Here is a 25,404-nt window from a genome sequence, read left to right on the forward strand (position 1 = left end):
CGGCCTGAGGGGGTTTGAATTTCCCCTTTCAGCGGAACACGCTGACCGCCTCTACCAGCCGTTGCGTCTGCTGTTGCAGGCTCTGCGAGGCGGCCGCGCCTTGCTCAACCAGGGCCGAGTTCTGTTGCGTCACCTGATCGAGGTGGCCCACCGCCTGGCTCACTTGCTGGATGCCGCCACTCTGTTCGATGGTGGCCGCGCTGATCTCGCTGATGAGGTCGGACACGCGGCTCACCTGCTGCACGATCTCTTCCATGGTTTTGCCCGCATCGTCCACCAGCGCGGTGCCCGCTTCCACGGTGGTCACACTGGCCGCAATGAGTTGCTTGATTTCCTTCGCTGCTTCGGCACTGCGCTGGGCCAGGCTGCGCACCTCGCCCGCCACCACGGCGAATCCCCGGCCCTGTTCACCCGCGCGCGCAGCCTCCACGGCGGCGTTGAGCGCGAGGATGTTGGTCTGGAAGGCGATGCCATCGATCACGCCGATGATGTCGCCGATGCGGCGCGAACTCTCGCTGATGCGTCCCATGGTGTTCACCACCTGGGCCACGGCCTGGCCGCCGCGCGAGGCTGCTTCACTGGCCGAGCCCGATAGCTGGTTGGCCTGGCGCGAGGCGTCGGCGTTCTGCCGCACCGTGGCGGTCATCTGCTCCATCGATGCGGCGGTTTCCTCCAGGCTGGACGCCGCCTGCTCGGTGCGCTGGCTCAGGTCGTTGTTGCCCTGCGCGATCTCGCTCACTGCGGTCTGCACCGTCAGCACCTGTTCGCTCACGTCGTCGATCAGCCAGCGGAACATCAGCCCGAGCTGGCTGATGGTGCGCAGCGTCATGCCGATCTCGTCCACGCGGTCCATGTGCGACACGGTCTGCGTGTCGCCACTGGCCACGCGCAGGGCGGTCTGGCGCAACTGCTCCAGCGGTGAGGCAATCTGCGCCTCCAGGAACCAGCAGGCCAGACCCACGGCCGTGGCCGACAGGCCGGCGAACGACGCCCATTGAACGCCCTGCAGGCCAAGCACCCAGGCGCCGCCGATCAAGAGCGCCAGCAAGCCCGCCAGTGGCAGGCGGATGCGGCTTCGCACCCCCATGGTCTTGAACAGTGAGCCCAGACCCAGAATGCCCGTGCGCAGGAGCAGGCCCTTGTGCAGGCGCAGGTGGCGGGCGCGGCCTTCGCGCATGTCCGCGTAGAGCTTCTCGGCACCGGCGATCTCTTCAGGCGTGGCCTTGGTGCGCACCGACATGTAGCCCTGGTGCTGGCCGTTGCGGATCACCGGCGTGGCGTTGGCGCGCACCCAGTAGTGGTCACCGTTCTTGCGCCGGTTCTTCACCAGCGCGGTCCAGGGTTCACCGCCCTTGAGCGTGGCCCACATGTCGGCAAAGGCTTCCCTTGGCATGTCCGGGTGGCGCACCAGGTTGTGCGGCTGACCCTGAATCTCCTCCAGGGTAAAGCCGCTCACGGCGACGAACGCGGCGTTGGCGTAGGTGATGTTGCTCTGCGTGTCCGTGGTGGACATCAGGGTGGCGCTGTCGGGGAATGCGTATTCGCGCTGGGTGATGGGGGTGTTGACGCGCATGGTGGCCTCGGTTTCGTGGGTGAGATGTCACCCGGTGTCTTCGGCGACTACGCCCGCGACTTGTGTGGGGAAACCTGGAGGCCTGACTTGAATCAGGAAAGCTTGAAATAGTCCTCAAGTTTCCGGAAGAGGGGTCGAAATGCAGGGGAGAACACCGGGCTTGTTTGTGCCTGTTGCGTGCTTGAAAGGGAATGCCGTGATCAACCTGACCAGCCCCAGTGCCGTTTCCTGGCCGGCGCCGCCGTCGGCCGCCGTGGCGCCCGTGTCTGCGGTGCCGGCGGTGCCTGCCTTGTCCGGTGCCGGCAGCGAGAGCCAGACCGGACCGCGCTCGGGCCAGGGCGGGCCTGGCCATGCGTTTCCTTCCCCGGGTCAGCGTTCCGTTCAGGCGCAACCCTTGTCGGCAGGCGAGGCATCTGGAGCCTCCCGGGCCGAGGCCCGCGATCCTCAGGCGCAGGCGCTGCGGCGTGAGGCCGAACGAGAGGCCCACGCCGCCCGCGAGCGCGAGAAGCAGGCCATGGAGCATCTCAAGGACGTACTGACCAACGTGTGGCAGGCGAGCGCCGCCGTGGTGGACCGCGCGCTCGGTCGCGAACCGTCGACACCCGGCACCCAGAGCGACACGGCGCCCGACCTCTCTCAGGTGGCGGCGACCCCGCAGGACAACCCCCCAGTGGACGTGGTCGCCTACGACGATCGCGGCAACAGCAGCTTCGCTCCACTCGATCCCGGCAGCCACTTCAGCCAGCGGGTCTGATCGCGGCTTCGATACGGGCGCTTTTCAGATGCGGTGCCGCACACCCGAAGGCGTCGCCGCAAGACGCGCCAGCAAGGCGGGCGCGATCTGGGAAAGGGGCAGCACCTCGTGCGCAGCCCCGTGCTGAATGGCCATGCGCGGCATGCCGAACACCACGCAACTGGCTTCGTCCTGCACGTAGTTGTAGCTGCCGGCGTCCTTCATTTCGCGCATGGCGGCGGCACCGTCTGCGCCCATGCCGGTGAGCATGATCCCCAGCGCGTTGGGTCCGATCACACGCGCGGCGGACTTGAACAGCACTTCGACCGAAGGGCGGTGGCGGTTCACCGGCTCGGTGTCTTCAACCACGGCCACGTAGTTGGAACCATTGCGGTCGATGCGCAGGTGGTGCCCACCGGGTGCGATGTACGCATGGCCCGGCAGGATGCGGTCGCCATCGCGCGCTTCCTGCACGCGGATGCGGCACAGCGTGTCGAGCCGGTGCGCAAAGCTGGTGGTGAAGCCCGGCGGCATGTGCTGCGTGATCACGATGGCCGGTGAATCGGCTGGCATGGGCACCAGCACTTCGCGGATGGCTTCGGTGCCGCCGGTGGAGGCCCCGATGCAGATGATCTTTTCGGTGGACACGCGTGGCAGTGCGGCGCGTTGTGCCGTGGTGGAGCTGCCGCTGGCCGGGGCGGTGGTGCCGGCCGCGGGGGCCGAAGGCAGGCGCTTCACATGGGCGCTGGCGGCCACACGGATCTTGTCGACGATGTCGCCTGCGAGTTCCTGCAGCCCGCTGCTCACACCAATGCGCGGCTTGGCCACAAAGTCCACCGCGCCCATCTCGAGCGCGCGCAGCGTGATCTCGGCGCCCTGCTCGGTGAGCGTGGACACCATCACCACCGGCATGGGGCGCAGGCGCATCAGGCGCGAGAGAAATTCGAGTCCGTCCATGCGCGGCATTTCCACGTCGAGCGTGATCACGTCCGGGTTGAGCTCGCGGATCATCTCGCGCGCCACCAGCGGGTCGGCGGCGGCACCGATGCACGCCATGTCGGGCTGGCGGTTGATGATTTCGGTGAGCAGGCTGCGCACCAGCGCCGAGTCGTCCACTACCACCACTTTGATCTTGGCCATGTTGTTTTCTCCCTGGGCTCAGAACAGGTCGACAGAGCCACCCGCCGTGGCCTTGGCCACCACCGCCGCGCTGCCCTTGCGTTCCTGCGTTTCCAGTGTGTCGGGGTGCGAATGCGCCAGCCGCTTCACCATGGCTTTGCCGCTGGCGGGGAAGTAGCAGACCTTGCGCGGATGGATGTCGAGCACGTCCTTTGAAATCACTGCGATGCGTTCGGTCTGCAGGTACTCCAGCACGAAGGCTGTGTTGCGCTCTCCCACGTTCATGGTGGTGAAGCTGTGCATCACCTGGCCACCGCCGAACACCTTGGCCTGCATGTGCTCGCGCCGGGCGCCGAGCTTCATCATCTCGTTGATCAGCAGCTCCATGGCGTAAGAGCCGTAGCGCCCGCTGGTGTCGCCGTTGCCCTCAGGCAGCATGAAGTGGTTCATGCCGCCCACGCGAACGCGCGGGTCCCAGAGACAGGCCGCAATGCACGAACCCAGCACCGTCATCACCAGCAGGTCGTCGGCGGTGACGAAATACTCACCCGGAAGCACCTTCACCGCGTCGTGGTGAAAGTGGTGGTCGTGGTAGAAAAAACTGGCTTCGCCGGGCTTGCGCGCACGGGCCTTCAGCAGGTCGAGCTGCGATGGCGCAGGCGCGCCACGAGGTGCCAGCAGGGTCTCAGAGCCGCTCATAGACCGTCTTTCCCCTGAGCGCAAACAGGTTGCGCGCGTCGCTGAAATTTTCGGCATGACCCACGAACAGCATGCCGCCGGGTTTCATCACGCGGTGGATGCGCTCCAGCACCTGGCGCTGCGTGGCGGCGTCGAAATAGATCATCACGTTGCGGCAGAACACCACGTCGAAAGGCTCGCGAAACGGCAGGTCCTGGATCAGGTTGACGGTCTGGAAGCTCATGTGCTTCTGCAGCTCGGGCTTCACCCGCATCAGGCCGGCATTGCTGCCCTTGCCGCGCATGAAGAAGCGCTGCAGCCGCTCCGGGCTCAGGCCCTTCACCCCATCGACCTTGTAGACGCCGCGCTGAGCGGTGGCGAGCACCTGGGTGTCGATGTCGCTGTTGACGATCTGGAACGAGCCGCTGGTGCCCAGCGCTTCGGTAGCGGTCATGGCAATGGAGTAGGGCTCCTCGCCGGTGGAGGCGGCGGAGCACCAGATGCGCCAGGGCTGCGAACGCGCCGCACCCATCAGCTCGGCGAGGATGCCGAAATGGTGCTGCTCGCGGAAGAACGCCGTGAGGTTGGTGGTGAGGGCGTTGATGAATTCCTGCCACTCGCTGCCATCGTGCTGTTCCAGCCAGTCCAGGTAGGTCTTGAAGCTGCCGTGGCCCGTTTCGCGCAAGCGGCGCGAGACGCGGCTGTACACCATGGCGTGCTTGCCATCGTGCAGGCTGATGCCGGCCTTCTTGTAGATCAGCGCCTTGATGCGCGCGAAGTCGGCGTCGGACCAGATGAACTCGCGGCCTTCGGCCAGCGGGCCGTCCTGCGCGGCAGGTGCCCGGGGTGGCACGACCGGTGCGCGGCGGGGAGGGGTGGTCTGGAGCAACATGGTGGGCTTGCGGCGTGTTTGGGGATTCGGGGCCGCTGGCTGTGGCGGAGGGTCAGTGTCTGGAGCGGCGCACAAGGCCGGAGGTGTCCAGGATGAGCGCGACCTTGCCATCGCCCAGGATGGTGGCGCCGGAGATGTTGGGCACCTTGCGGTAGTTCGATTCCAGGTTCTTGATCACCACCTGTTGCTGGCCCAGCAGCTCGTCGACCATGAGCGCGACCCGCGAGCCATCGGCTTCCACCACCACCATGATGGGGCTGGCGCCGTTGTGCTCGAAGCGCGGCACGTCGAACACGCGTTCGAGTTCGATCACCGGCATGTATTCATCGCGCACCTTTACCACCTGCGCGCCTTGCGCCAGGGTGTTGATGTCGGTGGGCTTGACCAGGAAAGACTCGACCACGCTGGACAAGGGCAGGATGTAAACCTCTTCGCTCACGCGCACCGACATGCCGTCCATGATCGCCAGGGTCAGGGGCAGGCGAACCGACACGCGCAGGCCGTAGCCCTCGGCCGAGTCGATTTCCACCGTGCCGTTGAGCGCGGTGATGTTCTTTTTCACCACGTCCATGCCAACGCCCCGGCCAGAGACATCGGTCACTTCGTCGGCGGTGGAGAAGCCGGGCGCGAAGATCAGGTTCCACACGTCGTTGTCGGTCATCGAGTCGGGGGCTTCAATGCCTTTCTCGCGCGCCTTCTTCAGCAGCTTCTCGCGCGAAAGGCCCTTGCCGTCGTCGCGCACCTCGATCAGGATCGAACCGCCTTCGTGCGTGGCCGACAGCGTGATGGTGCCGTGCTCGGTCTTGCCTTTGGCGCGGCGCTCCTCTGGCATTTCGATGCCGTGGTCGCAGCTGTTGCGGATCAGGTGGGTCAGCGGATCGGTGATTTTTTCCACCAGGCCCTTGTCGAGCTCGGTGGCCTCGCCCTGGGTGATGAGCTCCACCTTCTTGCCAAGTTTGCCCGCCAGGTCGCGCAGCATGCGCGGGAAGCGGTTGAACACCACCGACATCGGGATCATGCGGATCGACATCACCGCTTCCTGAAGATCGCGGGTGTTGCGGTCCAGGTCGGCCAGGCCGGCCAGCAGGGGCTGGTTGGCGCTGTCATCGAGTTCGCGGCTTTTCTGCGCCAGCATGGCCTGCGTGATGACGAGCTCGCCCACCAGGTTGATGAGCTGGTCGACCTTGCTCACCGACACGCGCAGCGTGCTCGATTCGGGCGCGGCGCCAGCGCCGGCGGGCGCGCGTGTCTCCACCCGGGGCGATGCCCTGGATGCGGATGCGCTGTCGGCCCCGGTTGGTGCGGCGGTGCGGGCCGGCACGCCGGGCGCACCGTCGAAAAAGCCGTAGTCGCGGCCTTCGGTGGTCGGGTTCGGGTGGCCGGTGCCCATCAGCACCTCGTTGCCGTCTTCGGCGGTCAGCACGGGCGACGCGGCCGCAGCCTGCTCGACGATGCGGATGTCGTCCTTGCCCACATGGAAGGTGAACAGGTCCATCAGGTCGGCATCGCTGGCCGAGGTGCGGGCGCGCCAGGCGCGGTGCGTGTTCAGGTCGCAAGGCAGGGCTTCCACCGTGCCCAGGCCCGGGATGTCGCGGAACAGCTCGGCAATCCCGTCGGCCTGGGCCGGGTTCTCCAGCGGGCCAATGTGGATCTCCAGCTCGCGCTCCACTTTGGCGGCCGGGCGCACCGGTGCGGGGGCGGCCGCCACAGCAACAACGGCCACCGGTGCCGGCATGGGTTGCTGGGCGTCGCCGTGCGCGAGCACGCTGATGCGGTGCACCAAGTCGCCGGTGGCGGGCGGCGTCACGCCGCGGCCCTGGTGAGCGGCCAGCAAGCCGCGCAGGGCGTCGGAAGATTCCAGCAGCACGTCCACCATGGCGGTGGTTGGCTGAAGTTCGTGGCGGCGCAGCTTGTCCAGCAGCGACTCCATCTGGTGCGTGAGTTCGGCCACGTCGGCAAAGCCGAAGGTGGCGGCGCCGCCCTTGATGGAATGGGCGCAGCGGAAGATGGCATTGAGCTCTTCGTCATCGGCCTTCTCCACGTCCAGCGCGAGCAGCATCTGCTCCATCTGGTCCAGGTTCTCACCCGCTTCTTCAAAGAAGATCTGATAGAACTGTGTGAGGTCGATGTCGTCGCCAACCTGGTGGCCTTGATTCATTTCACCCATGGTGGGTCTCCTTGGCGGGGCGGCGGGTCATCTCATCACTTTCTGGATCACTTCGATCAGGCGACCCGGATCGAATGGCTTGACCAGCCAGCCCGTGGCACCCGCGCTGCGGCCTGCCTGCTTCATCTGGTCGCTCGACTCGGTGGTGAGGATCAGGATGGGGATGGTCTTGAACTTCGCCTGCTCGCGCAGCTTGCGCGTGAGGCCCAGGCCGTCGAGGTTGGGCATGTTCTGGTCGGTGAGCACCAGGTCGATGCTGTGGGTCTGCGCCTTTTCAAAAGCGTCCTGGCCGTCCACCGCTTCCACGACGTGAAAACCAGCCCCTGTGAGGGTGAAGGACACCATTTTTCTCATGGAAGCCGAGTCATCTACGGCAAGAATCGATCGCATGGCGTACTCCGTGTTGGGTCAGGTATCGACCACTCTGGGGTCGACTTGAATCGCTGGGTCATGGGGATGTGGGGTTTCAGAACAGTTCGACCGACCCGGCGTCCATCTCGCTTTGCGTCACCGGGCTGGGCCGCTCGGGCATCGGGTCCAGCGCCATGGGTTGTTCGTCTTCCTCGGGCTCCATGGCCTCTTCGGCCAGGCGCCAGGCGCAGCTCTGCAGCACCTTGCCGGTGTGCACGATGAGCTGCGTGGCCATGTCGTGGAACTGCAATTCGGTCACAGCCTGGTGCAGCGCCTCGCGCACCGGGGCGAGCTCGGCGGCCTGTTCACCATCGATCTGGCCCAGCGTGCGGTTGGCCGAACCGAAGCGGTCCAGCAGGTTGGCGGTGGCGTGGTCGAGCAGGCCTTCAAGGCGCTGCAGGTCCGTCATGGCCATGAGCAGCGCGTCCTGCAGGCCCGCCACCAGATGCACCGGCAGCGAGACGGACGGAGGTGCGTGCAACATCGTCGGTTGGTTCATGGGAGGCGTTTAGGCTGGGTAGGGGGGTGGGTATTACAATTTTCAGCATCTGTCCCCCGGTGTATCGACAGAAAACGGCCCGAATTCAGCACCAATTTCCCGCGCCTGCGTCCCCCACGAGACGCTCGCGGCGTCCTGTCACCACCATCCAGAGCATGAGCGCCACGCCCGACAAGACGGAAAAACGCCCGGTCCGCATCCTGCATCTGGAAGATTCCCGGGTGGACCACGCCCTGGTGAAATTCGCCCTGCAGCGCAGCCAGCTTGTCTGCGACGTGGTGCTGGTGGACACCGTGGATGACTTTCGCCGGGAGCTGCTGTCCGGCCAGCACGACATCGTCCTGGCCGACTACCACCTGCCCGGTTTCACCGGCATGGACGCCTGGGACGTGGTGCGCGAACTCCAGCTCGACGTGCCCTTTGTCATTCTTTCCGGCGCCATCGGCGAAGCGGCCGCCGTGGACGCCATGCACCGTGGGGTGAGCGATTACTTGCTCAAGGACAGCATGCACCGGCTCTCGCACGTGATCCAGCGCGCCATCGAGGTGCGGGAGACGCGGCAGGCCAAGATGCGGGCCGATGCGGAGCTGGGCGAGTCGCGCCAGCGCCTGGCCGAGCTGGCCGAGCATCTGCAGACCGGCATCGAGCAGGAGCGCGCCGACATTGCGCGCGAGATTCACGACGACATTGGCGGTGCGCTGGCTGCGGTGAAGCTTGATCTGGCCTGGGTTGGTCGCCGTGCCACCGACGAAGAGATGCGCCGCCATGTGGGCTCGGCGCTGGAGATGCTGCAGCACGCCCTGGGCGCGAGCCAGCGAATCATGATGAACCTGCGCCCTCCGATCCTGGACCAGGGCCTGGTGGCCGCCGTGATGTGGCTGGCCTCGGGCTTCGAGCGGCGAACCGGCCTGCGCATGACCGTGCGGCGCTCCTCCGATCAGCTGGATGTGCCGCGCGAAGTGCAGCTGGTGGCCTACCGCACCGCCCAGGAGGCGCTGACCAACATCACCAAGCACGCACAGGCCAGCGCCGTCGACATCGACCTGAGCGACCGCGAGGGCGTGCTCACGCTGGAAGTGACCGACAACGGCATAGGGCTGGACCCGCAGGCCCTGCGCAAGGCGAATTCCTTTGGCCTGCTGGGCTTGCGCGAGCGGGCCGCCAAGGTGGGCGGCTGGCTCGACGTGAGCTCCTCGCCCAAGGGAACCTCAGTGATCCTCTCGGTGCCCCTGTCAACTTCCACGAACCCGGACAACGCGGCGAATGCCGACGAGGAACCCCATGATCAAGGTGATTTTGTGTGACGACCATGCGGTGGTGAGGCGAGGCATCCGGGACACGATCTCGGAAGCCACCGACATCCAGGTGGTCGGCGAAGCCGGCAGCTACCCCGAATTGCGCGAGCTCATGCGCAAGGTGGAATGCGACGTGCTGGTGCTCGACCTCAACATGCCGGGACGCGGTGGGCTTGAAGTGCTGGGCGCGCTGAAGGAAGAGGGCTCTGCCGTGAAAGCGCTGGTCGTCTCCATGTACCCCGAAGACCAGTACGCCATCCGCTGCCTGCGTGCTGGAGCGCGCGGCTACGTTAACAAGGCCGGTGAACCCGCCGAGCTGGTGGGCGCCATCCGCACCGTGCAGCAGGGCCGCAAATATGTGACGCCCGAAGTGGCGCAGATGCTGGTGGACACGCTCAGCGCGCCCGAGAGCGAGGAACTGCACGCCACTTTGTCCGAGCGCGAACTGCAGACGCTGCAGAAGATCGCTTCGGGCAAGAAGCTGTCCGACATTGCCGAAGAACTCATGCTCAGCCCCAAGACCGTGAGCGTGTACCGGGCCCGCGTGCTGGAGAAACTGCATCTGGCGAACAATGCCGAACTCACTGTCTATGCCATTCGCAATGGAATCGTCTAGCGCGAGCCCGAGCTGAATGTCCACCTCGATCTGGAGCCCGCTGCGACAGCCCGCCTTCCGCGGGCTGTGGTTCTGTGGCGCGGTGTTTTTCATCGGCAGCGGCATGCAGTCGATGGCCGCGGCGTGGCTGATGATCGAGCTCACCGGCTCGTCCTTTCTGGCCGCGCTGGTGCAGACGGCGGTGTTCATGCCCATGTTCCTGCTGGCCCTGCCCGCCGGCGTGCTGGCCGACACCACCGACCGCCGGCGCCTCATTTCAGGTGCGCTGCTGGCCCAGGTGGCTGCCTGCGCGGTGCTCGCCTTGCTGGTGCTCAGCGGGCGCGGCGGCCCGGCCTCGGTGCTGTTCCTTGTGTTTGTGTGCGGGTGCTGCACGGCGGTGCTCACACCGGCCTGGAATTCGTCGGTGATCGACCCCGTGCCGCGCGCCGAATGGCCGCTGGCCATCACCGCCATCAGCATCGCCTACAACGCCGCGCGCGCCATTGGCCCCACGCTGGCCGGCCTGCTGTTCGCCTGGGCGGGTGCGGGCTGGGTGTTCCTCATCACCGTGTTCACCACGCTGGTCATGTGGGAGTCCATCCGCCGCTGGCCACCGCGCGCGCACCCGCCGTCCAATCTGCCGCCCGAGCGCTTGTGGGGTGGCACGCTCAGCGGCCTGCGCTTTGCCTGGCACTCGCGCATCATCCTGGCGCAGCTGGTGCGCGTCATGGCCTACAGCGCGGCGGGCTCGGCCCTCTGGGCGCTGTTGCCGGTGATCGCGCAGCGCCAGCTCGGCACGGGCGCCGAAGGTTTCGGCCTGCTCATGGGCTGCCTGGGCACGGGGGCCGTCATCTCGGGCCTGATGATCGGACGCATGCGCGCACGCTTCAGCCTGGACCGCATCGTCGCCGTGGCCTGCGTGGTGTTTGCCGTGGTCATGCTCATTGCCGCGCTCGTCCGCGTACCCGCGGTGGTGTACCTGGCCATGGCGGTGGGCGGCGGCGCGTGGATGTCGTCGATGTCCACCCTGAACGCCGCCACCCAGGGCAGCGCGCCGCCGTGGGTGCGCTCCCGCGCGGTGGCCATGCACATCGTCGCCGCGCTCGGCGCTTTCGCCATGGGCTCCGCCTTCTGGGGCGCGGTGTCCGACATCGCCGGTCTCACCAGCGCACTGGTGGCCGCCAGCGCGCTCATGGCGGCCGGCCTGCTGCTGGTGCGGCCGTTTCCCCTGCGGGTGGGCGGCGACCAGGACGTGACACAGGGCACACCCTGGGACGATCTTTTTGTGGAAGCCGAGCCCGCGCCCGAGGCCGGCCCGGTGGCGGTGGAAGTGGGCTACCGCATCCGCCCCAACGAAGACCGCGCCTTCCTCGACGCCATCAGCCAGATGAAAGCCCCCCGCCGTCGCGATGGCGCCACCTTCTGGCGCGTCTACCGCGACCTCGGCGAACCCTCACGCTACGTCGAGAGGTTCATCGTCGAATCGTGGGCCGACTACCTGCACCAGCGCGCCCGCGCCACCGTGGCCGACCGGACGATCGAGTCCGAAGTGCGGGCCTACCTCGCCGAAGGCGAGAGCGCGAAGATGTCGCACTACATTGCGGAGCGGTGAGGCTCCGAGGGTTCAGGACTTTGCCTGCGCCGCAGCAACCGGTGGCGTCGTCACCACCTGGCCATCCTTCACCGGCAGTGTGGCGCCCGGTTTGAAGCTGGTGCGCACCGTGCCGTCCTTGCCATCCAGGCGGTAGGTCACGTCGTAGCCCTTGAGCTTCTGCGACTTCTCGTTCACGGTCCTGCAGCGTTGCTCCACCGACGTGACCGTGTCTTTCTGCTGCATGTTCTTTTGCACCTGGTTACCGGCATAACCGCCTGCAACAGCGCCCGCCACAGTGGCCACGGTGTTGCCGCTGCCTTTGCCGATGGTGCTGCCCAGCAGGCCGCCAGCCAGGCCGCCGATGGCGGTTCCCGCCAGACGGTTCTGGTCCTTCACGGGGGCCTGACGCTGAACCTGCACGTTCTCGCATTGCTCGCGCGGGGTCACCACGGTTTCCATGACCTCTTTCACGGCGACCACTTCGGCCTCTTTCGGTTGCATCAGCGTCTTGTAGCCGGTCACGCCGCTGGCGCCCAGCACCACCATGGCCAGACCGCCCACTGCGATGCCCTTGATCATTGACTTGTCCATCTGCTCACTCCTTGTTGGGTTGTGAAACCAAATCTAGTCTCGATTCCATGCGCTTCTGTGACAAACCGTGTCCTGGGCGTGAAGCCTTGAAACAGCAAGCAACTGACATGAAGTAAAAAGGCCTCGAAACCGAAGTTTCGAGGCCTTTTGGCTTGAAAGCGCGAGCACTGTGCGTGCTCGTCAGGGCTTAGTAGCCGCCGCGGCCACCACCACCACCGCCGTAGCCGCCACCGCCGGAGCGGTCACCGCCACCGCCGTAGCCGCCGGTGCGGGGAGGACGTGCCTCCATCGGACGGGCTTCGTTCACCGTGATGCTGCGGCCGCCGAGCGACTGGCCGTTCATGCCGGTGATGGCAGCTTGTGCTTCGGCATCGCTGCCCATTTCCACAAAGCCGAAGCCCTTGGAACGGCCGGTGTCGCGCTCCATCATGACCTTGGCGCTCGTGATCGAGCCAAAGGCGCCGAACGACTGTTGCAGGTCTTCGTCGCGGACGGTGTACGGCAGGTTGCCGACGTAAAGTTTGTTGCCCATGGGGGACTCCTCAAAAACATAGAAACAAAAGCGATGGCGGTCCCGTAAGCACAACAAACCCGAAAGTGCGCCGTGGCGCGCGAAACTGACCGATCACCCAAACTGTGCAGCCGCAATGCGACGTGCACCCGTGTATTGTGCTCCTTTGGCTGGCAGACTCCGTGAATGGCCTCTTTTTTGTATCAATTGGCATGACACCCGAGCTCTGGCTGCTCGTGGCGGGTGCCGCCGTGGCGGGCTTCGTGCAGGGGCTTTCGGGCTTCGCGTTCGGCATGGTCGCCATGTCTTTCTGGGTCTGGGGCATCGAACCGCGCGTGGCGGCGGTGATGGCGGTGTTTGGTTCGCTCACCGGGCAGGTGGTGGCGGCGCTGTCCAGCCGGCGGCAATTCCGCTTGATCGCCCTCGCGCCTTTCCTGGCCGGTGGCGCGGTGGGCATTCCGCTGGGCATTGCGGTGCTGCCGCACCTGAATGCCGATCTTTTCCGCCTGGCCCTGGGCAGCGTGCTGGTGGTGTGCTGCCCGGTCATGCTGTTGGCGTCCAGCCTGCCGAAAGTGACCCGGGGCGGCCGTTTGGCCGATGGCGTGGCGGGCGCGGTGGGCGGCTTCATGGGCGGCATTGGTGGGTTCACCGGTGTGGTGCCCACGCTGTGGTGCACGCTGCGTGGCATGGCCAAAGATGAACAACGCGCCATCATCCAGAACTTCAACCTTGCGGCGCTTGCGTTCACCATGGCGGGGTACGTGGCCACCGGCCTGGTGACGCGCGACATGTGGCCGCTGTTGCCCCTGGTGGCGGTGGCGCTGCTGGTGCCATCGCTGATCGGTGCCCGGGTTTATGTGGGGCTGAGCGATCTGGCCTTTCGCCGACTGGTGCTCTCGCTGCTCAGCCTGTCGGGCGTGGCCATGCTGGTGGCTGCGGTACCCCGGCTGCTTGCCTGAGAACACCAGGCCTCGGTACACAATGCCCAGAAACAACGACTGGAGACACCACCCATGTTTGAAACCGCGACAGCGGGCAGCCTGCCCAAGCCGGCCTGGCTGGCCGAAACTGAAAAACTCTGGCCTCAGTGGAAGGCCGCAGGCCCCGAACTGCAGCAGGCCAAGGCAGACGCCACGCTGCTGTGGATCAAGGCACAGGAAGACGCCGGCCTCGATGTGATTGGCGACGGCGAGCAGGCGCGCCAGCATTTCGTGCACGGTTTTCTGGAGCAGGTGGAAGGCATCGACTTCGCCAACAAGGTGAAGATGGGCATCCGCAACAACCGCTACGACGCCATGGTGCCGCAGGTGGTGGCGCCACTGCGGTTGAAGGGCCGCGTGCATGCGTTTGAAGCGCAGCTGGCGCGCGCCCACACGAAGAAGAAGCTCAAGTTCACGCTGCCGGGGCCCATGACCATCGTCGACACCGTGGCCGATCGCTTCTACGGCGGGAACAGCGAAGGCCGGGTGAAGATGGCCTTTGCCTCCGCCGAGCTGCTGAACCAGGAAGCGCTGGCGCTGCAGGCCGATGGCGTGGACATCGTGCAGTTCGACGAGCCGGCGTTCAACGTTTACATGAAGGACGCCGCCGACTGGGGTGTGGCCGCGCTGGAGCGCGCGGCGCAGGGGCTCACCTGCACCACCGCGGTTCACATCTGCTACGGCTACGGCATCCAGGCCAATGTGGACTGGAAGCAGACGCTGGGTGAAGAGTGGCGCCAGTACGAGCAGGTATTTCCCGCGCTGGCGAAAAGCAGCATCCGGCAGGTGAGCCTGGAGTGCTTCAACTCGCACGTGCCGCCCGACCTGATGAAGCTGCTCGAAGGCAAGGACGTGATGGTGGGCGTGATCGACGTGGCCAGCGAAGTGGTGGAAACGCCCGAGCAGGTGGCCGAGACCATTGGCCTCGCGCTGAAGTACGTGCCGAAAGACCGCCTGATCGCCTGCACCAACTGTGGCCTCGCCCCGATGAGCCGCGAGGTGGCGGTGGCCAAGCTCAAAGCTTTGGCCAAGGGCGCTGCGCTGGCCCGTGAACGCTACGGAGTCTGAACATGCACGGATTGCCAACGGCCACGCCGGCTGAAGCGGGGCTGTGTCCCGAACGCACGCAAGGCATTGTGCAGGCGCTGCAACGCGACGTGGACCGAGGCCGCCTGCCTGGCGCCGCGGTGCTCATTGCGCGGCGCGGCCGCGTGGTGCTCGACACCGCCGTGGGCCGGCTCGACCCGGCGCGCGACGTGCCCATGGGCACCGATGCGATCTTCCGCATCTACTCCATGACCAAGCCGATTGTTTCGGTGGCCGCCATGATGCTGGTGGAGCAGGGCCGGCTGCTGCTGAGCGACCCGGTGGGCCAGTACATCCCTGGGTTCATGAAGCAGCAGGTGGCCAGGTCCGCACCCGAAGGCATCACGCTGGTGCCCGCCAGACGCCCCAGCACCGTGCAGGACCTGCTGCGCCACACCGCCGGCCTCACCTACGAATTCACCGGCAACGAGCATGTGAACCAGCTCTATTCGCAGGCTGGCCTTGGCGACAGGCAGCAGACCAATGCCGAGCTGTGCGAACGCCTGGCGGCGCTGCCGCTGGCTCACCACCCCGGCACCACCTGGGCCTACAGCCGCGCCACCGATGTGCTGGGCCGCGTGATCGAAGTGATCACAGGCCAGACGCTGGGCGCCTTCCTGCGCGACCACATCCTGCAACCCCTGGGCATGAAAGAGACCAGTTTCTTTGTGCCCCCCGAGCAGCACCTCCGCATCGCTGAAGCCTTTGCGCACGACCCCGACGGCGGCACCCAGATGGCCATGCACGACCCGCGCGAAGTTCCTGCGCTGGAGATGGGTGGCGGCGGGCTCATGTCCACACTGCACGACTACGCTCGCTTCCTGCAATGCCTGTGCAACGGCGGCGAACTCGAAGGCCAGCGCCTGCTGTCGCCGCACACCCTGGCTTACATGACGGCCGACCACCTGGGCAGCGCCATCGGCCACACCGACAACCCCCTGCTGCCCCCCGGCCACGGCTTCGGCCTTGGCTTTGCCGTGCGAACCGAAGCCGGCCTGGCCCCCGTGCCCGGTTCGCTGGGCACATACCACTGGAGCGGCATCGGCGGCACCCACTTCTTCGTCGATCCAGCGCAAGAGCTGTTCGCCATCTTCATGGCACAGGCTCCGAACCAGCGGGTGTTTTACCGGTCGGTGATGCGGGGGTTGGTGTATGGGGCGGTTTTGGCTTGAAGCGATGCGGCAACGTGCAGCCAGGTGGCGCGCGCTCGTCGACAGCTTGCTGAGCTAAAGTGCATCTTCATCAGATACGCCTGCTCCCCCATGACCGCTCGCCGCGCCAACGTTTTGCCCAACGGAATCCTTCGTCTCGATGACTGGCTTCCCTACCAATGCTCGGTGGTCACCAACCGCGTCAGCTCGATGCTGGCGCGGATGTACCACGAAGAATTCGGCATCGGCGTCGTGGAGTGGCGTCTGCTGGCCAATCTGGGATCGTTCTCCCCGATGTCGGCAAAAGAGCTTTCCGAAACCACGGCGATGGACCAGGTCAGTGTCACGCGTGCACTGAGCTCGCTCGTGAGCAAGAAGCTGGTGTCGCGGCGCGTCGATGGCAAAGATCGGCGCAAGGTGGTGTTGCGCCTCACCAAAGATGGTGCGGCAGCCTACGAGCGCGTGATGCCGCTCGCCCAGGCGATCGAGCGCGAGCTGGTCAGCGAGATGACGCCGCAGGAGATCGACGCCCTGCACAGCGCAATGAAGGCGCTGGTGCATCGCGCCAACACGGCTCTGGACGCAGCTCGTGACTGGCGCGAGCTGGTGCCGGAGCAGATCCCGACCCTGCCTGCAGTCTAGGTCCAGGCGACCCCTTTGACTCTCTGTCTCGGCGCAAGCGCGCCAAGCTCCTCTGCGCCTCGATAAAACGATTTCTACATTTAATATTTTCAATTTGAAATTAAATGATCTAGAATCGCCAGGCCAGCAGGGGAGTGGCCCTTGCCAGGCAAAGAAGTCGGATCGAAGGAGACAACCCATGATTCAACGCAGAACCCTTCTCGCAGCCTCTGTCTGCTCGCTCGCAGCACCCGCCGTGCTGGCTCAGCCGACCGCTGCCCTACCAACGATCGCGAAAACCGTGCGCATCCTGCAGGGTTTTCCTCCGGGCGGTTCGCTGGACTCCGTCACCCGACCGCTGGCGGAAGCCCTGCGCGGTCGCTACGCCCCGACCGTGATCACCGAGAACCGATCTGGTGCGGGTGGTCGCATTGCCATGGATGCGGTGAAAGCCGCTGAGCCCGATGGTTCCTTGCTGGTGATCGCGCCTGCATCGCTGATGGTGATTTATCCCCACGTATACAAGCGACTCAGCTACGACCCGTTCAAGGACTTTACGTCTGTGTCCACGGCTTGTACGTTTCAGTTTGGCTTCAGCGTGGGACCGGCGGTGCCTGCCGAGGTCCGCACCATTCAACAGTTCGCTCAATGGTGCAAGGCCAATCCGTCCCGCGCCAGTTTCGGTTCACCCGGCGAAGGCACCATGGCCCACTTCGCCGGGGTCATGGTGGCACGTGCCGCAGGAATGGACCTCCAACACGTGCCCTACAGGGGAGGGGCGCCCGCAATTCAGGATGTCGTCGGTGGCCAGATCGCAGCGTCCATCAACGTGCTGGCCGAACCCTTGCCCTTTGCCAGGGAAGGGCGAATCCGCGTGCTCGCCACGACCGGCTCGACGCGCACGCCTTTCTTGCCCGACGTACCGACGATGCGCGAAATGGGCTTTCCGGATGTCGATATCCAGGAGTACTTCGCGGTCTGGGCGCCGGCAAAGACGCCCCAGCCCATCGTGAGTGCGCTGGCAGAGCACATTCGCGCCGCCGTGAACACAAAGGAGTTGCAGGACACGTTTGCCGCAAGGGCCTTTCTGCCCAGCGCCGTGACCCCCCGGGAACTTGATGCCATGGTGCGTACCGATTTCGACAAGTGGGCGCCCATCGTGAAGTCCACCGGCTTCTCCATTGACAGTTGAAGTCAGGAGCTTTTCATGAACACACCGCAACGGGTGCAGGTGCTTGGCACCGCATTCATGGAATTCGCAAGTCCGCAACCAGAGGCGCTGGTGGGCGTGCTGGAACGCATGGGGTTTCGCACGGTCGCGCGGCATCGAGACGGAGACGGCCTGCTGATGCGCCAGGCGACAGTCGATTTCTTCGTGTCCACGCGGCCGGGTAGCCATGGGATGGCGTTTGCGGCCTACCATGGCCCGTCTTGTGCAGGCATGGCCTTCTTCGTAGACGACAGTGCTGCCGCATTGTCGATCGCGCTGGCGCGTGGGGCGCAGCCCCTGGACGCGTCGGAGAACTCGTTGCTTCCAGCACGGGCCATTCAAGGTATCGGGGGCAGCGCGCTGTACCTCGTGGATGAAGCCGCGAGGAATGAGCTGTACACCCAGTTTGTCTTCGATGACTTGATGGCAGTGCAGGCCGAAGCCCAGATATCGCCCTTCGTACGCGTGGATCACGTCACGCATTGCGTACACCCCGGAAACATGGCGCAGTGGGTCGACTTCTACCGGTCGATATTCGGTTTTGAAGAAGTGTTCAAGTTCGTGGCAGGCAACGCCTCGAACGGTTTCGACACGATTGCGGTGCGCGACCCCGACAACACGGCTTGCGTGACCGTGCTCGAACCCATGGGCAAGGCTTCGCAGATCCAGGAGTTCATCGACCAGTACCACGGCGAGGGCATCCAGCATATCGCGCTGTACAGCGACGACCTCTACACCACCGTCGAACGTTTGAAGCAAAACGATGTGGAGTTCCTGCCCACGCCGTCCACCTACTACGACGTGCTGGATGAACGCCTCCCCGGCCATGGCGAGGATGTGGCGCGAATGAAGTCGCTGGGCATGTTGCTGGATGGCGCAGGCACGGGCGAGAACCCTGACAAGCGCGCGCGCTTCCTGCTTCAGATCTTCACGCGGCCGATGGTAGGCCCGATCTTCTTCGAGGCCATTCAGAGAAAAGGCAACACCTCGTTTGGCGAAGGCAACGCGAAGGCACTGTTCGAGGCCATCAAGCGCGAGCAGGAAGCCCGTCAGCCGGGCGAGACAGCGGGAGGCTGAAGGCATGGCCTGGCTTGTCCGCTGTCTGTATCGACCGGGAGGCGCGAGCGACCGCCTGGCCGTGCGTGCGGAACACATCCGTCACATGCTGGCGTGGTTGCCCCAGACCGTGTTTGGCGCCGCCATGCTGGATGCCGATGGTCAGCATTTCATCGGCATGGTCGTTGCGCTGGCTGTTGAATCTTCCGACGAGGCTCAACGATTCATCGACACAGAGCCCTACTGCCGCGCGGGCCTGTTTTCCTCTGTGGAGATCACGCCTCTCGCCCAGATGACGCCTCCCAACGGACCCGAGTTTCTGCAGAGCGAACTCCAGAAATGCCACTGAACACAAGATGAACAAACCTGTCCACATCCCCATGCGCGCGGGCATCGTGTCGCGCCAGGCCCACGCAGACATCCCGCCCGGCACCTATGAGCGGGAGGTGGGTCGCGAAGGCTTTGGCGGGCCCGCCACGCATTTCTACCACCGCCACGCGCCGACCGCGTGGCTGCGTTGGGAAGGGCCGCATCGACCACGCGCGTACGACCTGAATGGCGTGCTCGATGGGTCTGGCCCGGGCATGCATTGCCCGCTGGACGCGCCCCTGGTGGCCAGCAACGCGCACATGCGCTTGCGTTGCTGGAAGCCGCGCACGCAGATGCATCACCTGGCACGCAATGCCGATGGTGATGAGCTGATGTTCGTTCACGAAGGCGGAGGCCACCTGTATTGCGACTACGGCCATCTGCTGCTGCGCGACGGCGACTATGTGGTGATTCCACGCGGCACCGCGTGGCGATTTGAGCCAACCTCCACATCCTTCCTGCTGCTGCTCGAGGCCACGGGCGACAGCTTCCAGTTGCCCGATCGTGGTCTGCTGGGGGAGCACGCCCTGTTCGATCAGGGCGTGCTGGACGTGCCCCAGCTCGACGACGAATTCCAGGCGCAGCAGCAAGCTGCTGGCAGTGGCCGGGAGTGGGCTGTGCGCATTCAGGCGCGCCACCGCATGTCGACGCTGATCTATCCGCACAACCCGCTGGATGCGGTGGGCTGGAAAGGCACCCTGGCACCGGTGCGCCTGAACTGGCGCGACATTCGGCCCATTCTTTCGGCGCGCTATCACGTGCCACCAACGGCCCACACCACCTTTGTCACGCAACGCATGGCGGTGTGCACGTTCTGTCCGCGTCCGGTCGAGAGCGACCCTGGCGCTCTGAAGGTCCCGTTCTTCCATTCCAACGACGACTGCGACGAATTGCTGTTCCTGCACGCCGGCCAGTTCTTCAGCCGCGACGGCATGGGCCCCGGCATGCTGACGTTCCACCCTGCTGGCTTCCCTCATGGCCCACACCCCGCCGCCTACCAGGCAAGCCTGACCAAACCCCGAACGGAGCTGCACGAGGTGGCCATCAACATCGACACGCGCGACCCACTCGATATCGCGCCGGGCATGGATTCCTGTGAGCGGCAAGGACACGCCGACTCATGGAAGGGCTATCTCGACACCGATTCCCAGGCCAGGCAGGAGGTGGCGGCATGAGACTCGCCACTCGGAACAACGGTCGACGTGACGGCCAACTGGTGGTGGTGTCGGCCGACGGCGAGCGCTGCGTGGCAGTGGACGGTGTTCCTACGATGCAGGCGGCCTTGGACGACTGGGACAACGTGAAGCCGCTTCTGCAGGCGATCAGTGAGCGCCTGGCCAGCGGTCCGGCAGTCGGACATCGACTCGACCCTGCTTCGTTGCTGGCGCCACTCCCGCGTGCTTACCAGTGGGTGGACGCCAGCGGCTACCTCTCTCACATGGAGCGCGTGCGACGAGCCCGTGGCGCGGAAATGCCGCCCTCGGCACGCACGGAGCCTGTGATCTACCAGGGCTTGTCCGACCGGAACCTGGCCTGGTGTGACGACATTCCTGCGGACCCGAGCTGGGGTGCCGACATCGAAGGAGAGCTGGCCGTCATCACCGGCGAAGTGGGCCCCAGGCCCACGCCTGAAGAGGCGCTCTCGCAGATCCGCCTGGTCGTGCTGGTCAACGACCTCTCGCTGCGATCGCTCATCCCCGTTGAGTTGGCCAAGGGCTTCGGTTTCTTTCACAGCAAACCCGCAAGTGCATTCGGCCCGTTCGCTGTGACGCCCGATGAACTCGGCTCCGGCTGGAGAGACGGTCGCGCATTCGGGCGGCTCAGGATCGAAGTCAACGACGAGGTGCGGGGCGACCTGATGACAGGCGTTGATCAGGACTTCAGCTTCACCGACATCATTTGCTACGCGGCGCGCACCCGGCGACTGAGTTCCGGCAGCATCGTGGGCGCCGGTACCGTCTCCAACCGCGACGAGTCGCGTGGTGTGGCCTGCATCGTGGAGCAACGGACGCTGCAAACGCTGGCCGGGCTGGACGAGCGCGAACTGGCCCCGTATCTGCAACCCGGCGATACCGTGACGCTGGCTTTCCAGACCGAAGACGGTCGCGACGTGCTGGGGCGCATTCACCAGAAGGCGGTTCTGCCATGAACACTGCCACGCAGACATGCGTCGAGGAGCTGCGTGGGTGGCTGCAAGATCGTCTGTCGACAACCACCAGCGTTCGCGAACACCATGGGCGCGACACCACCTTCCACCCGGTGATGCCACCGGATGCCGTCGCCTTTCCGCACACGGTGGAAGAGGTGCAGCGCATTGTCGCGGCCTGCGCCAAGCACCGCGTGCCCGTCATCCCTTACGGCACGGGAACCTCCTGCGAGGGGCACATTGCCGCGCTCCGCGGTGGCGTCAGCGTGGACACGAGTGGGCTCAACCGCATCCGCGCAATCCGTGCTGCCGACATGGATGCCACCGTGGAAGCGGGCGTGACCCGCAAGACGCTCAACGCGCACCTCCATGGAACTGGCCTGCAGTTTCCCATTGACCCCGGCGCCGATGCATCCATCGGCGGAATGGTTTCCACGCGGGCGTCCGGTACCAACGCAGTGCGTTACGGAACGATGCGGGAGAACGTCATGTCGCTTGAGGTGGTGCTGCCCAATGGTGAACTGATTCAGACGGGAACGAGGGCTCGAAAGTCTTCCGCCGGGTACGACTTGACGCGTCTGTTCGTGGGCGCAGAGGGCACGCTGGGCATCGTCACCGCCGCCACGGTTCGCCTGCACCCTCTGCCCGAGTACGTCGCCGCCGCCAGCTGCGCCTTCGGCTCATTGCGCGAAGCCGTCAATACCGTCATCGAGACCTTGCAATGCGGCGTGCAGATCGGCCGGGTGGAGCTGCTCGACGCCGTGCAGATCGACGCGGTGAATCGGTACTCGCGACTCGGCATGCAGGTGGCGCCCACCCTTTTCTTCGAGTTCCACGGCAGCGAACCGGAGGTCGCGCATCAGGTGGCGATGGTCCAGGAGATTGCCGCATCGCATGGTGCCAGCGACTTCGCCTGGGCCGAACGACCCGAAGACCGCACCCGTCTGTGGCAGGCACGCCATGACATCTGGTGGGCCAACAAAGGCCTGCGGCCCGGAGCCGAAGGACTTCCCACCGACGTTTGCGTCCCGATCTCTGAACTCGCGGATCAGGTCGAGGCGGCGCAGCAGGACGTTGCGGCGCATAACCTCATCGCCCCCATGTGTGGGCATGTAGGCGACGGAAATTTTCACCTCTGCTTCATGGTGAATCCGCTGGATGTGGACGAAATGGGCCGTGCCAAAGGCGTCTACACGCGAATGATCCGCCGCGCGTTGGCGGTGGGAGGCACCTGTACCGGTGAGCATGGCATTGGTCACGGAAAGGTGGAGTTCCTGAAAGAAGAAGCGGGCGCCGCATTTCAAGTCATGCAAGCCCTCCGGTACGCGCTGGACCCTCTCGGCATCATGAATCCGGGCAAGGTCACCGGCTTTCCAGTTTGATCAGTCGTTGTTGAAGCGACATACACAACCCTCAGGAGACAAATGCATGTTCACAAGCAAGTTCCGCTCGGCCTTTCTGGGTTTTGCGCTGACAGGCGCTCTCGCCACGACCGCTTGGGCCGCCGATGTGAGGGTCAGCCTCACGGCCATCGTCGACCACCCCGCGCTCGATTCCGCTCGAAAAGGCGTCCTCGATGAACTGGCGGATGCGGGCTATGTGCCCGGCAAGAACATGAAGCTGGATTACCAGAATGCCCAGGGCAATACCGCCACGGCGGCGCAGATCGCTCGCAAGTTTGCGGGAGACAAGCCCGACGTCATCGTCGCCATGTCCACCCCTTCGGCCCAGACCGCCGTGGCGGCCACGCGCACCATTCCCATCGTCTTCAGCGCCGTGACCGACCCCGTCGCTGCCAAGTTGGTCAAGTCCTGGGAAGCCACTGGAGGCAATGTGACCGGTGTCTCCGATCTCCCCATGCTTGACAAGCACATGGACGTGATTCGAAAGCTGATGCCGTCCGCCAAGCGCATCGGCGTGATCTACAACCCCGGTGAAGCCAACTCCGTGGCTGCGATCGCAGAACTCAAGAAGCTGGCAACCCGATTGGGCATGACGGTGCATGAAGCCGCCGCGCCCCGAACGGTGGACGTAGCCAGCGCTGGCCAAAGTCTCATCGGGAAGGTGGACTTGTTCTACGAGCCCACGGACAACAACGTCACCTCTGCATTTGAAAGTCTCGCCAAAGTGGCGGAGCAGGGCAAACTGCCCCTGATCTCGGCCGACCCGGCCCTGGCAGAGCGGGGCGCCTCCATCGGGATCGGCACCAACTACTACGACCTGGGCCGCCAGTCCGGCAAGTTGGTGGTTCGAGTTCTCAAAGGCGAAGCGCCCGGAAAAATTGCACCCCAGGTCAGCCCCACGCTGGAGATGCATGTAAACCGGGCGGCGGCCAGAAAACAGGGACTCACGTTGACCGACGAGTTGTTGAAGACGGCGACCCGGCTCATTGACTAACCCACCCTCGAGCATTCAATGACTGCTATCGCTTTTGCGGGTGCGCTCGAGATCGGATTGATATTTGCATTGGTGGCGCTGGGGGTGTTCATCTCGTTCCGCGTCATCAATTTCCCCGATCTCACCGTGGACGGCAGCTTCCCCCTGGGTGGTGCGGTGGTGGCCACGGCACTCGTGATGGGTTGGCACCCGATGCTTGCCACCTTGGCCGCCTTTGTGGCCGGCGCGTTGTCAGGTCTCGTGACGGGGTGGCTGCACGTAAAGCTCAAGATCATGCAGTTGCTGGCTGGCATCCTGATGATGATCGCGCTCTACTCGATCAATCTGCGCGTGATGGGCAAGCCCAATGAGCCGCTTCTGAACACGCCCACGATCTTCCAGCTGCTCCCTCTGGATTTCATTCCCGAGCCTTGGGGAACGGCGGTGGTCTTGCTGGTCCTGACCTTGCTCATCAAGTTCGCGCTGGACTGGTACTTCGCCTCCGAGAGCGGCCTGGCCATGAGGGCGACGGGCGGCAACGCTCGCATGACGCGCGCGGTCGGAGTCTCCACTGATCGCCTGTCGCTGGCTGCGCTTGCTCTGTCCAACGGCATTGTGGCCGTGGCCGGAGCACTCTTCGCACAGTCGCAGGGCGGGGCTGATGTGTCCATGGGCATCGGGACCATTGTCATCGGGCTGGCGGCCGTGATCATCGGCGAGACCATCCTGCCGGGACGCACCATCGCTATCGCTACCCTCGGCTGCATTGTCGGTGCGGTGCTCTACCGAATGCTCATCGCCCTGGGCCTCAACAGCGACTTCATCGGCCTGAAAGCGCAGGATCTCAACCTGGTGACCGCCGTGCTCGTGGCCGTTGCGCTGGTGTTGCCTGCATCCCGGCGTTACCTGGTGCGGCGTTTCACGCGGGCGGGCGGTGTCAGGAAGGAGGCCTCGACATGCTGAGCGCCAAAGGTCTGCAGATCACCTTCAATGCCGGCACCCCCATGGAAAACCGGGCTTTGCGCGGGCTCGACCTCACCATTCCCAGCGGCGAGTTCGTGACCGTCATTGGTTCCAATGGCGCCGGCAAGTCCACGCTGCTCAGTGCGCTGAGTGGGGACTTGATCGTCGACGGCGGCCACATCGTGATTGACGATGTGGACGTTACCTCGCTGGCCTCATGGCAACGCAGCCAGCTGGTTTCGCGGGTCTTCCAGGATCCGCTGGCGGGCACCTGCGAGGCCTTGACTATCGAAGAGAACCTGGCGCTTGCCTGGCGGCGAGGCCATCCCAGAAGCCTGTCTCTGGCGCTCAACAAAGAACTCCGGGACATCTTCCGGGCACGTCTCAGCACCTTGGGTCTGGGCCTTGAGAAACGACTCAAGGACAGCATGGGCCTCTTGTCCGGCGGTCAACGCCAGGCGGTGAGTCTGCTGATGGCGGCCCTGCAACCTTCCCGGATCCTTCTGCTGGATGAACACACCGCTGCGCTAGACCCCAAGACGGCCGCATTCGTTCTGGAACTCACCAACAAGATCGTTGCGGATGGTCGGCTCACCACCATGATGGTGACGCACAGCATGCGGCAGGCCCTCACCCACGGGTCGCGCACCGTGATGCTGCACGAGGGACGAGTCGTGCTTGACGTGAGCGGCGATGAGCGCTCGCGCATGGATGTCCCTGATCTTCTTCACCTTTTTGAACGAACACGTGGCGAACGCATCGAGGACGATGCGCTCCTGCTCGGATGA

26 protein-coding genes are annotated in these 25,404 nt (G+C 65.0%); 17 read left to right on the forward strand and 9 right to left on the reverse strand.

All coding sequences use genetic code 11. The annotated features are described in order from the left end of the window. Positions 1–28: 28 nt before the first annotated feature. Positions 29–1,573 (reverse strand): PAS domain-containing methyl-accepting chemotaxis protein, encoded by a 1,545-nt coding sequence (locus CAP37_RS01500; RefSeq protein ID WP_086122531.1) that lies wholly within the window; start codon positions 1,571–1,573, stop codon positions 29–31. Between the two features lie 196 nt (positions 1,574–1,769). Here CAP37_RS01500 and CAP37_RS01505 point away from each other — a divergent pair, with 196 nt between their 5' ends. Then, positions 1,770–2,327, forward strand: coding sequence for a hypothetical protein (locus CAP37_RS01505; protein ID WP_086122532.1), 558 nt, complete (start codon positions 1,770–1,772; stop codon positions 2,325–2,327). Positions 2,328–2,351: 24 nt separating this feature from the next. Here CAP37_RS01505 and CAP37_RS01510 read toward each other — a convergent pair whose 3' ends face one another. The 6 genes from CAP37_RS01510 to CAP37_RS01535 form a co-directional block, all read right to left on the reverse strand. Further along, positions 2,352–3,446, reverse strand: coding sequence for a chemotaxis response regulator protein-glutamate methylesterase (locus CAP37_RS01510; RefSeq protein ID WP_086122533.1), 1,095 nt, complete (start codon positions 3,444–3,446; stop codon positions 2,352–2,354). A gap of 18 nt (positions 3,447–3,464) precedes the next feature. Further along, the gene (gene cheD / locus CAP37_RS01515) at positions 3,465–4,124 is read right to left on the reverse strand and encodes a chemoreceptor glutamine deamidase CheD (protein ID WP_256926848.1); all 660 of its coding nucleotides are present in this window, start codon (positions 4,122–4,124) and stop codon (positions 3,465–3,467) included. Beyond that, positions 4,111–4,995 (reverse strand): CheR family methyltransferase, encoded by an 885-nt coding sequence (locus CAP37_RS01520; protein WP_086122535.1) that lies wholly within the window; start codon positions 4,993–4,995, stop codon positions 4,111–4,113. Before CAP37_RS01520 ends, cheD begins: the two co-directional genes overlap by 14 nt. A gap of 52 nt (positions 4,996–5,047) precedes the next feature. After that, complete coding sequence (locus CAP37_RS01525; RefSeq protein ID WP_373271084.1) at positions 5,048–7,153, reverse strand: chemotaxis protein CheA; 2,106 nt, start codon at positions 7,151–7,153, stop codon at positions 5,048–5,050. Between the two features lie 36 nt (positions 7,154–7,189). Next, complete coding sequence (locus CAP37_RS01530; protein ID WP_086122537.1) at positions 7,190–7,552, reverse strand: response regulator; 363 nt, start codon at positions 7,550–7,552, stop codon at positions 7,190–7,192. 76 nt (positions 7,553–7,628) lie between these two features. Then, entirely contained in the window at positions 7,629–8,072 is a 444-nt protein-coding gene (locus tag CAP37_RS01535) for a hypothetical protein (protein WP_086122538.1), read from the reverse strand. A 155-nt stretch (positions 8,073–8,227) separates the two neighbouring features. Between CAP37_RS01535 and CAP37_RS01540 the strand changes: the two genes are divergently transcribed. Genes CAP37_RS01540 through CAP37_RS01550 form a run of 3 tightly spaced genes read left to right on the forward strand, consistent with a single transcriptional unit; the run spans position 8,228 to position 11,574 of the window. Then, positions 8,228–9,376, forward strand: a complete 1,149-nt coding sequence (locus CAP37_RS01540) for an ATP-binding protein (RefSeq protein WP_086122539.1) — start codon at positions 8,228–8,230, stop codon at positions 9,374–9,376. Then, complete coding sequence (locus CAP37_RS01545; RefSeq protein ID WP_086122540.1) at positions 9,354–9,983, forward strand: response regulator transcription factor; 630 nt, start codon at positions 9,354–9,356, stop codon at positions 9,981–9,983. The genes CAP37_RS01540 and CAP37_RS01545 overlap by 23 nt, the downstream gene beginning before the upstream one ends. 16 nt (positions 9,984–9,999) lie before the next feature. Continuing rightward, the gene (locus CAP37_RS01550) at positions 10,000–11,574 is read left to right on the forward strand and encodes an MFS transporter (protein WP_086122541.1); all 1,575 of its coding nucleotides are present in this window, start codon (positions 10,000–10,002) and stop codon (positions 11,572–11,574) included. Between the two features lie 12 nt (positions 11,575–11,586). Here the strand turns inward: CAP37_RS01550 and CAP37_RS01555 are convergent, their stop codons facing one another. Beyond that, positions 11,587–12,147: a glycine zipper 2TM domain-containing protein gene (locus CAP37_RS01555; RefSeq protein ID WP_086122542.1), complete on the reverse strand. Its 561-nt coding sequence runs from the start codon at positions 12,145–12,147 to the stop codon at positions 11,587–11,589. A gap of 187 nt (positions 12,148–12,334) precedes the next feature. Continuing rightward, a complete protein-coding gene (locus CAP37_RS01560) occupies positions 12,335–12,679 on the reverse strand; it encodes an RNA-binding protein (protein WP_086122543.1) in 345 nt (114 codons plus the stop codon). Between the two features lie 191 nt (positions 12,680–12,870). Here CAP37_RS01560 and CAP37_RS01565 point away from each other — a divergent pair, with 191 nt between their 5' ends. The 13 genes from CAP37_RS01565 to CAP37_RS01625 all read left to right on the forward strand — a co-directional run bounded on the left by CAP37_RS01565 (position 12,871) and on the right by CAP37_RS01625 (position 25,404). Next, entirely contained in the window at positions 12,871–13,617 is a 747-nt protein-coding gene (locus CAP37_RS01565; protein ID WP_086122544.1) for a sulfite exporter TauE/SafE family protein, read from the forward strand. Between the two features lie 54 nt (positions 13,618–13,671). Beyond that, positions 13,672–14,706 carry a methionine synthase gene (locus tag CAP37_RS01570; RefSeq protein WP_086122545.1) on the forward strand — a complete coding sequence of 345 codons (1,035 nt, stop codon included), beginning with the start codon at positions 13,672–13,674 and terminating at the stop codon, positions 14,704–14,706. 2 nt (positions 14,707–14,708) lie between these two features. Beyond that, positions 14,709–15,896, forward strand: a complete 1,188-nt coding sequence (locus tag CAP37_RS01575; protein WP_086122546.1) for a serine hydrolase — start codon at positions 14,709–14,711, stop codon at positions 15,894–15,896. Between the two features lie 90 nt (positions 15,897–15,986). Next, a complete protein-coding gene (locus CAP37_RS01580) occupies positions 15,987–16,517 on the forward strand; it encodes a MarR family winged helix-turn-helix transcriptional regulator (RefSeq protein WP_086122547.1) in 531 nt (176 codons plus the stop codon). Between the two features lie 178 nt (positions 16,518–16,695). Then, the gene (locus tag CAP37_RS01585; protein WP_086122548.1) at positions 16,696–17,688 is read left to right on the forward strand and encodes a Bug family tripartite tricarboxylate transporter substrate binding protein; all 993 of its coding nucleotides are present in this window, start codon (positions 16,696–16,698) and stop codon (positions 17,686–17,688) included. Between the two features lie 15 nt (positions 17,689–17,703). Beyond that, positions 17,704–18,783, forward strand: coding sequence for a 4-hydroxyphenylpyruvate dioxygenase (hppD, locus tag CAP37_RS01590; RefSeq protein WP_086122549.1), 1,080 nt, complete (start codon positions 17,704–17,706; stop codon positions 18,781–18,783). A gap of 4 nt (positions 18,784–18,787) precedes the next feature. Continuing rightward, entirely contained in the window at positions 18,788–19,111 is a 324-nt protein-coding gene (locus CAP37_RS01595; protein WP_086122550.1) for a YciI family protein, read from the forward strand. Between the two features lie 7 nt (positions 19,112–19,118). Then, positions 19,119–20,306 carry a homogentisate 1,2-dioxygenase gene (locus CAP37_RS01600; protein WP_086122551.1) on the forward strand — a complete coding sequence of 396 codons (1,188 nt, stop codon included), beginning with the start codon at positions 19,119–19,121 and terminating at the stop codon, positions 20,304–20,306. Further along, entirely contained in the window at positions 20,303–21,280 is a 978-nt protein-coding gene (locus CAP37_RS01605) for a fumarylacetoacetate hydrolase family protein (protein WP_086122552.1), read from the forward strand. The genes CAP37_RS01600 and CAP37_RS01605 overlap by 4 nt, the downstream gene beginning before the upstream one ends. Then, the gene (locus tag CAP37_RS01610) at positions 21,277–22,659 is read left to right on the forward strand and encodes an FAD-binding oxidoreductase (protein WP_086122553.1); all 1,383 of its coding nucleotides are present in this window, start codon (positions 21,277–21,279) and stop codon (positions 22,657–22,659) included. Before CAP37_RS01605 ends, CAP37_RS01610 begins: the two co-directional genes overlap by 4 nt. A gap of 46 nt (positions 22,660–22,705) precedes the next feature. Continuing rightward, complete coding sequence (locus CAP37_RS01615; RefSeq protein WP_086122554.1) at positions 22,706–23,674, forward strand: ABC transporter substrate-binding protein; 969 nt, start codon at positions 22,706–22,708, stop codon at positions 23,672–23,674. Positions 23,675–23,692: 18 nt separating this feature from the next. Beyond that, on the forward strand, positions 23,693–24,616 hold the full coding sequence (locus tag CAP37_RS01620) for an ABC transporter permease (protein ID WP_086122555.1): 924 nt from the start codon (positions 23,693–23,695) through the stop codon (positions 24,614–24,616). Further along, on the forward strand, positions 24,610–25,404 hold the full coding sequence (locus tag CAP37_RS01625) for an ABC transporter ATP-binding protein (protein WP_086122556.1): 795 nt from the start codon (positions 24,610–24,612) through the stop codon (positions 25,402–25,404). The genes CAP37_RS01620 and CAP37_RS01625 overlap by 7 nt, the downstream gene beginning before the upstream one ends.

Origin of the sequence: Hydrogenophaga sp. IBVHS1, assembly GCF_002127265.1 — a bacterium.
In the GTDB taxonomy this organism is placed as follows: domain Bacteria; phylum Pseudomonadota; class Gammaproteobacteria; order Burkholderiales; family Burkholderiaceae_C; genus Hydrogenophaga.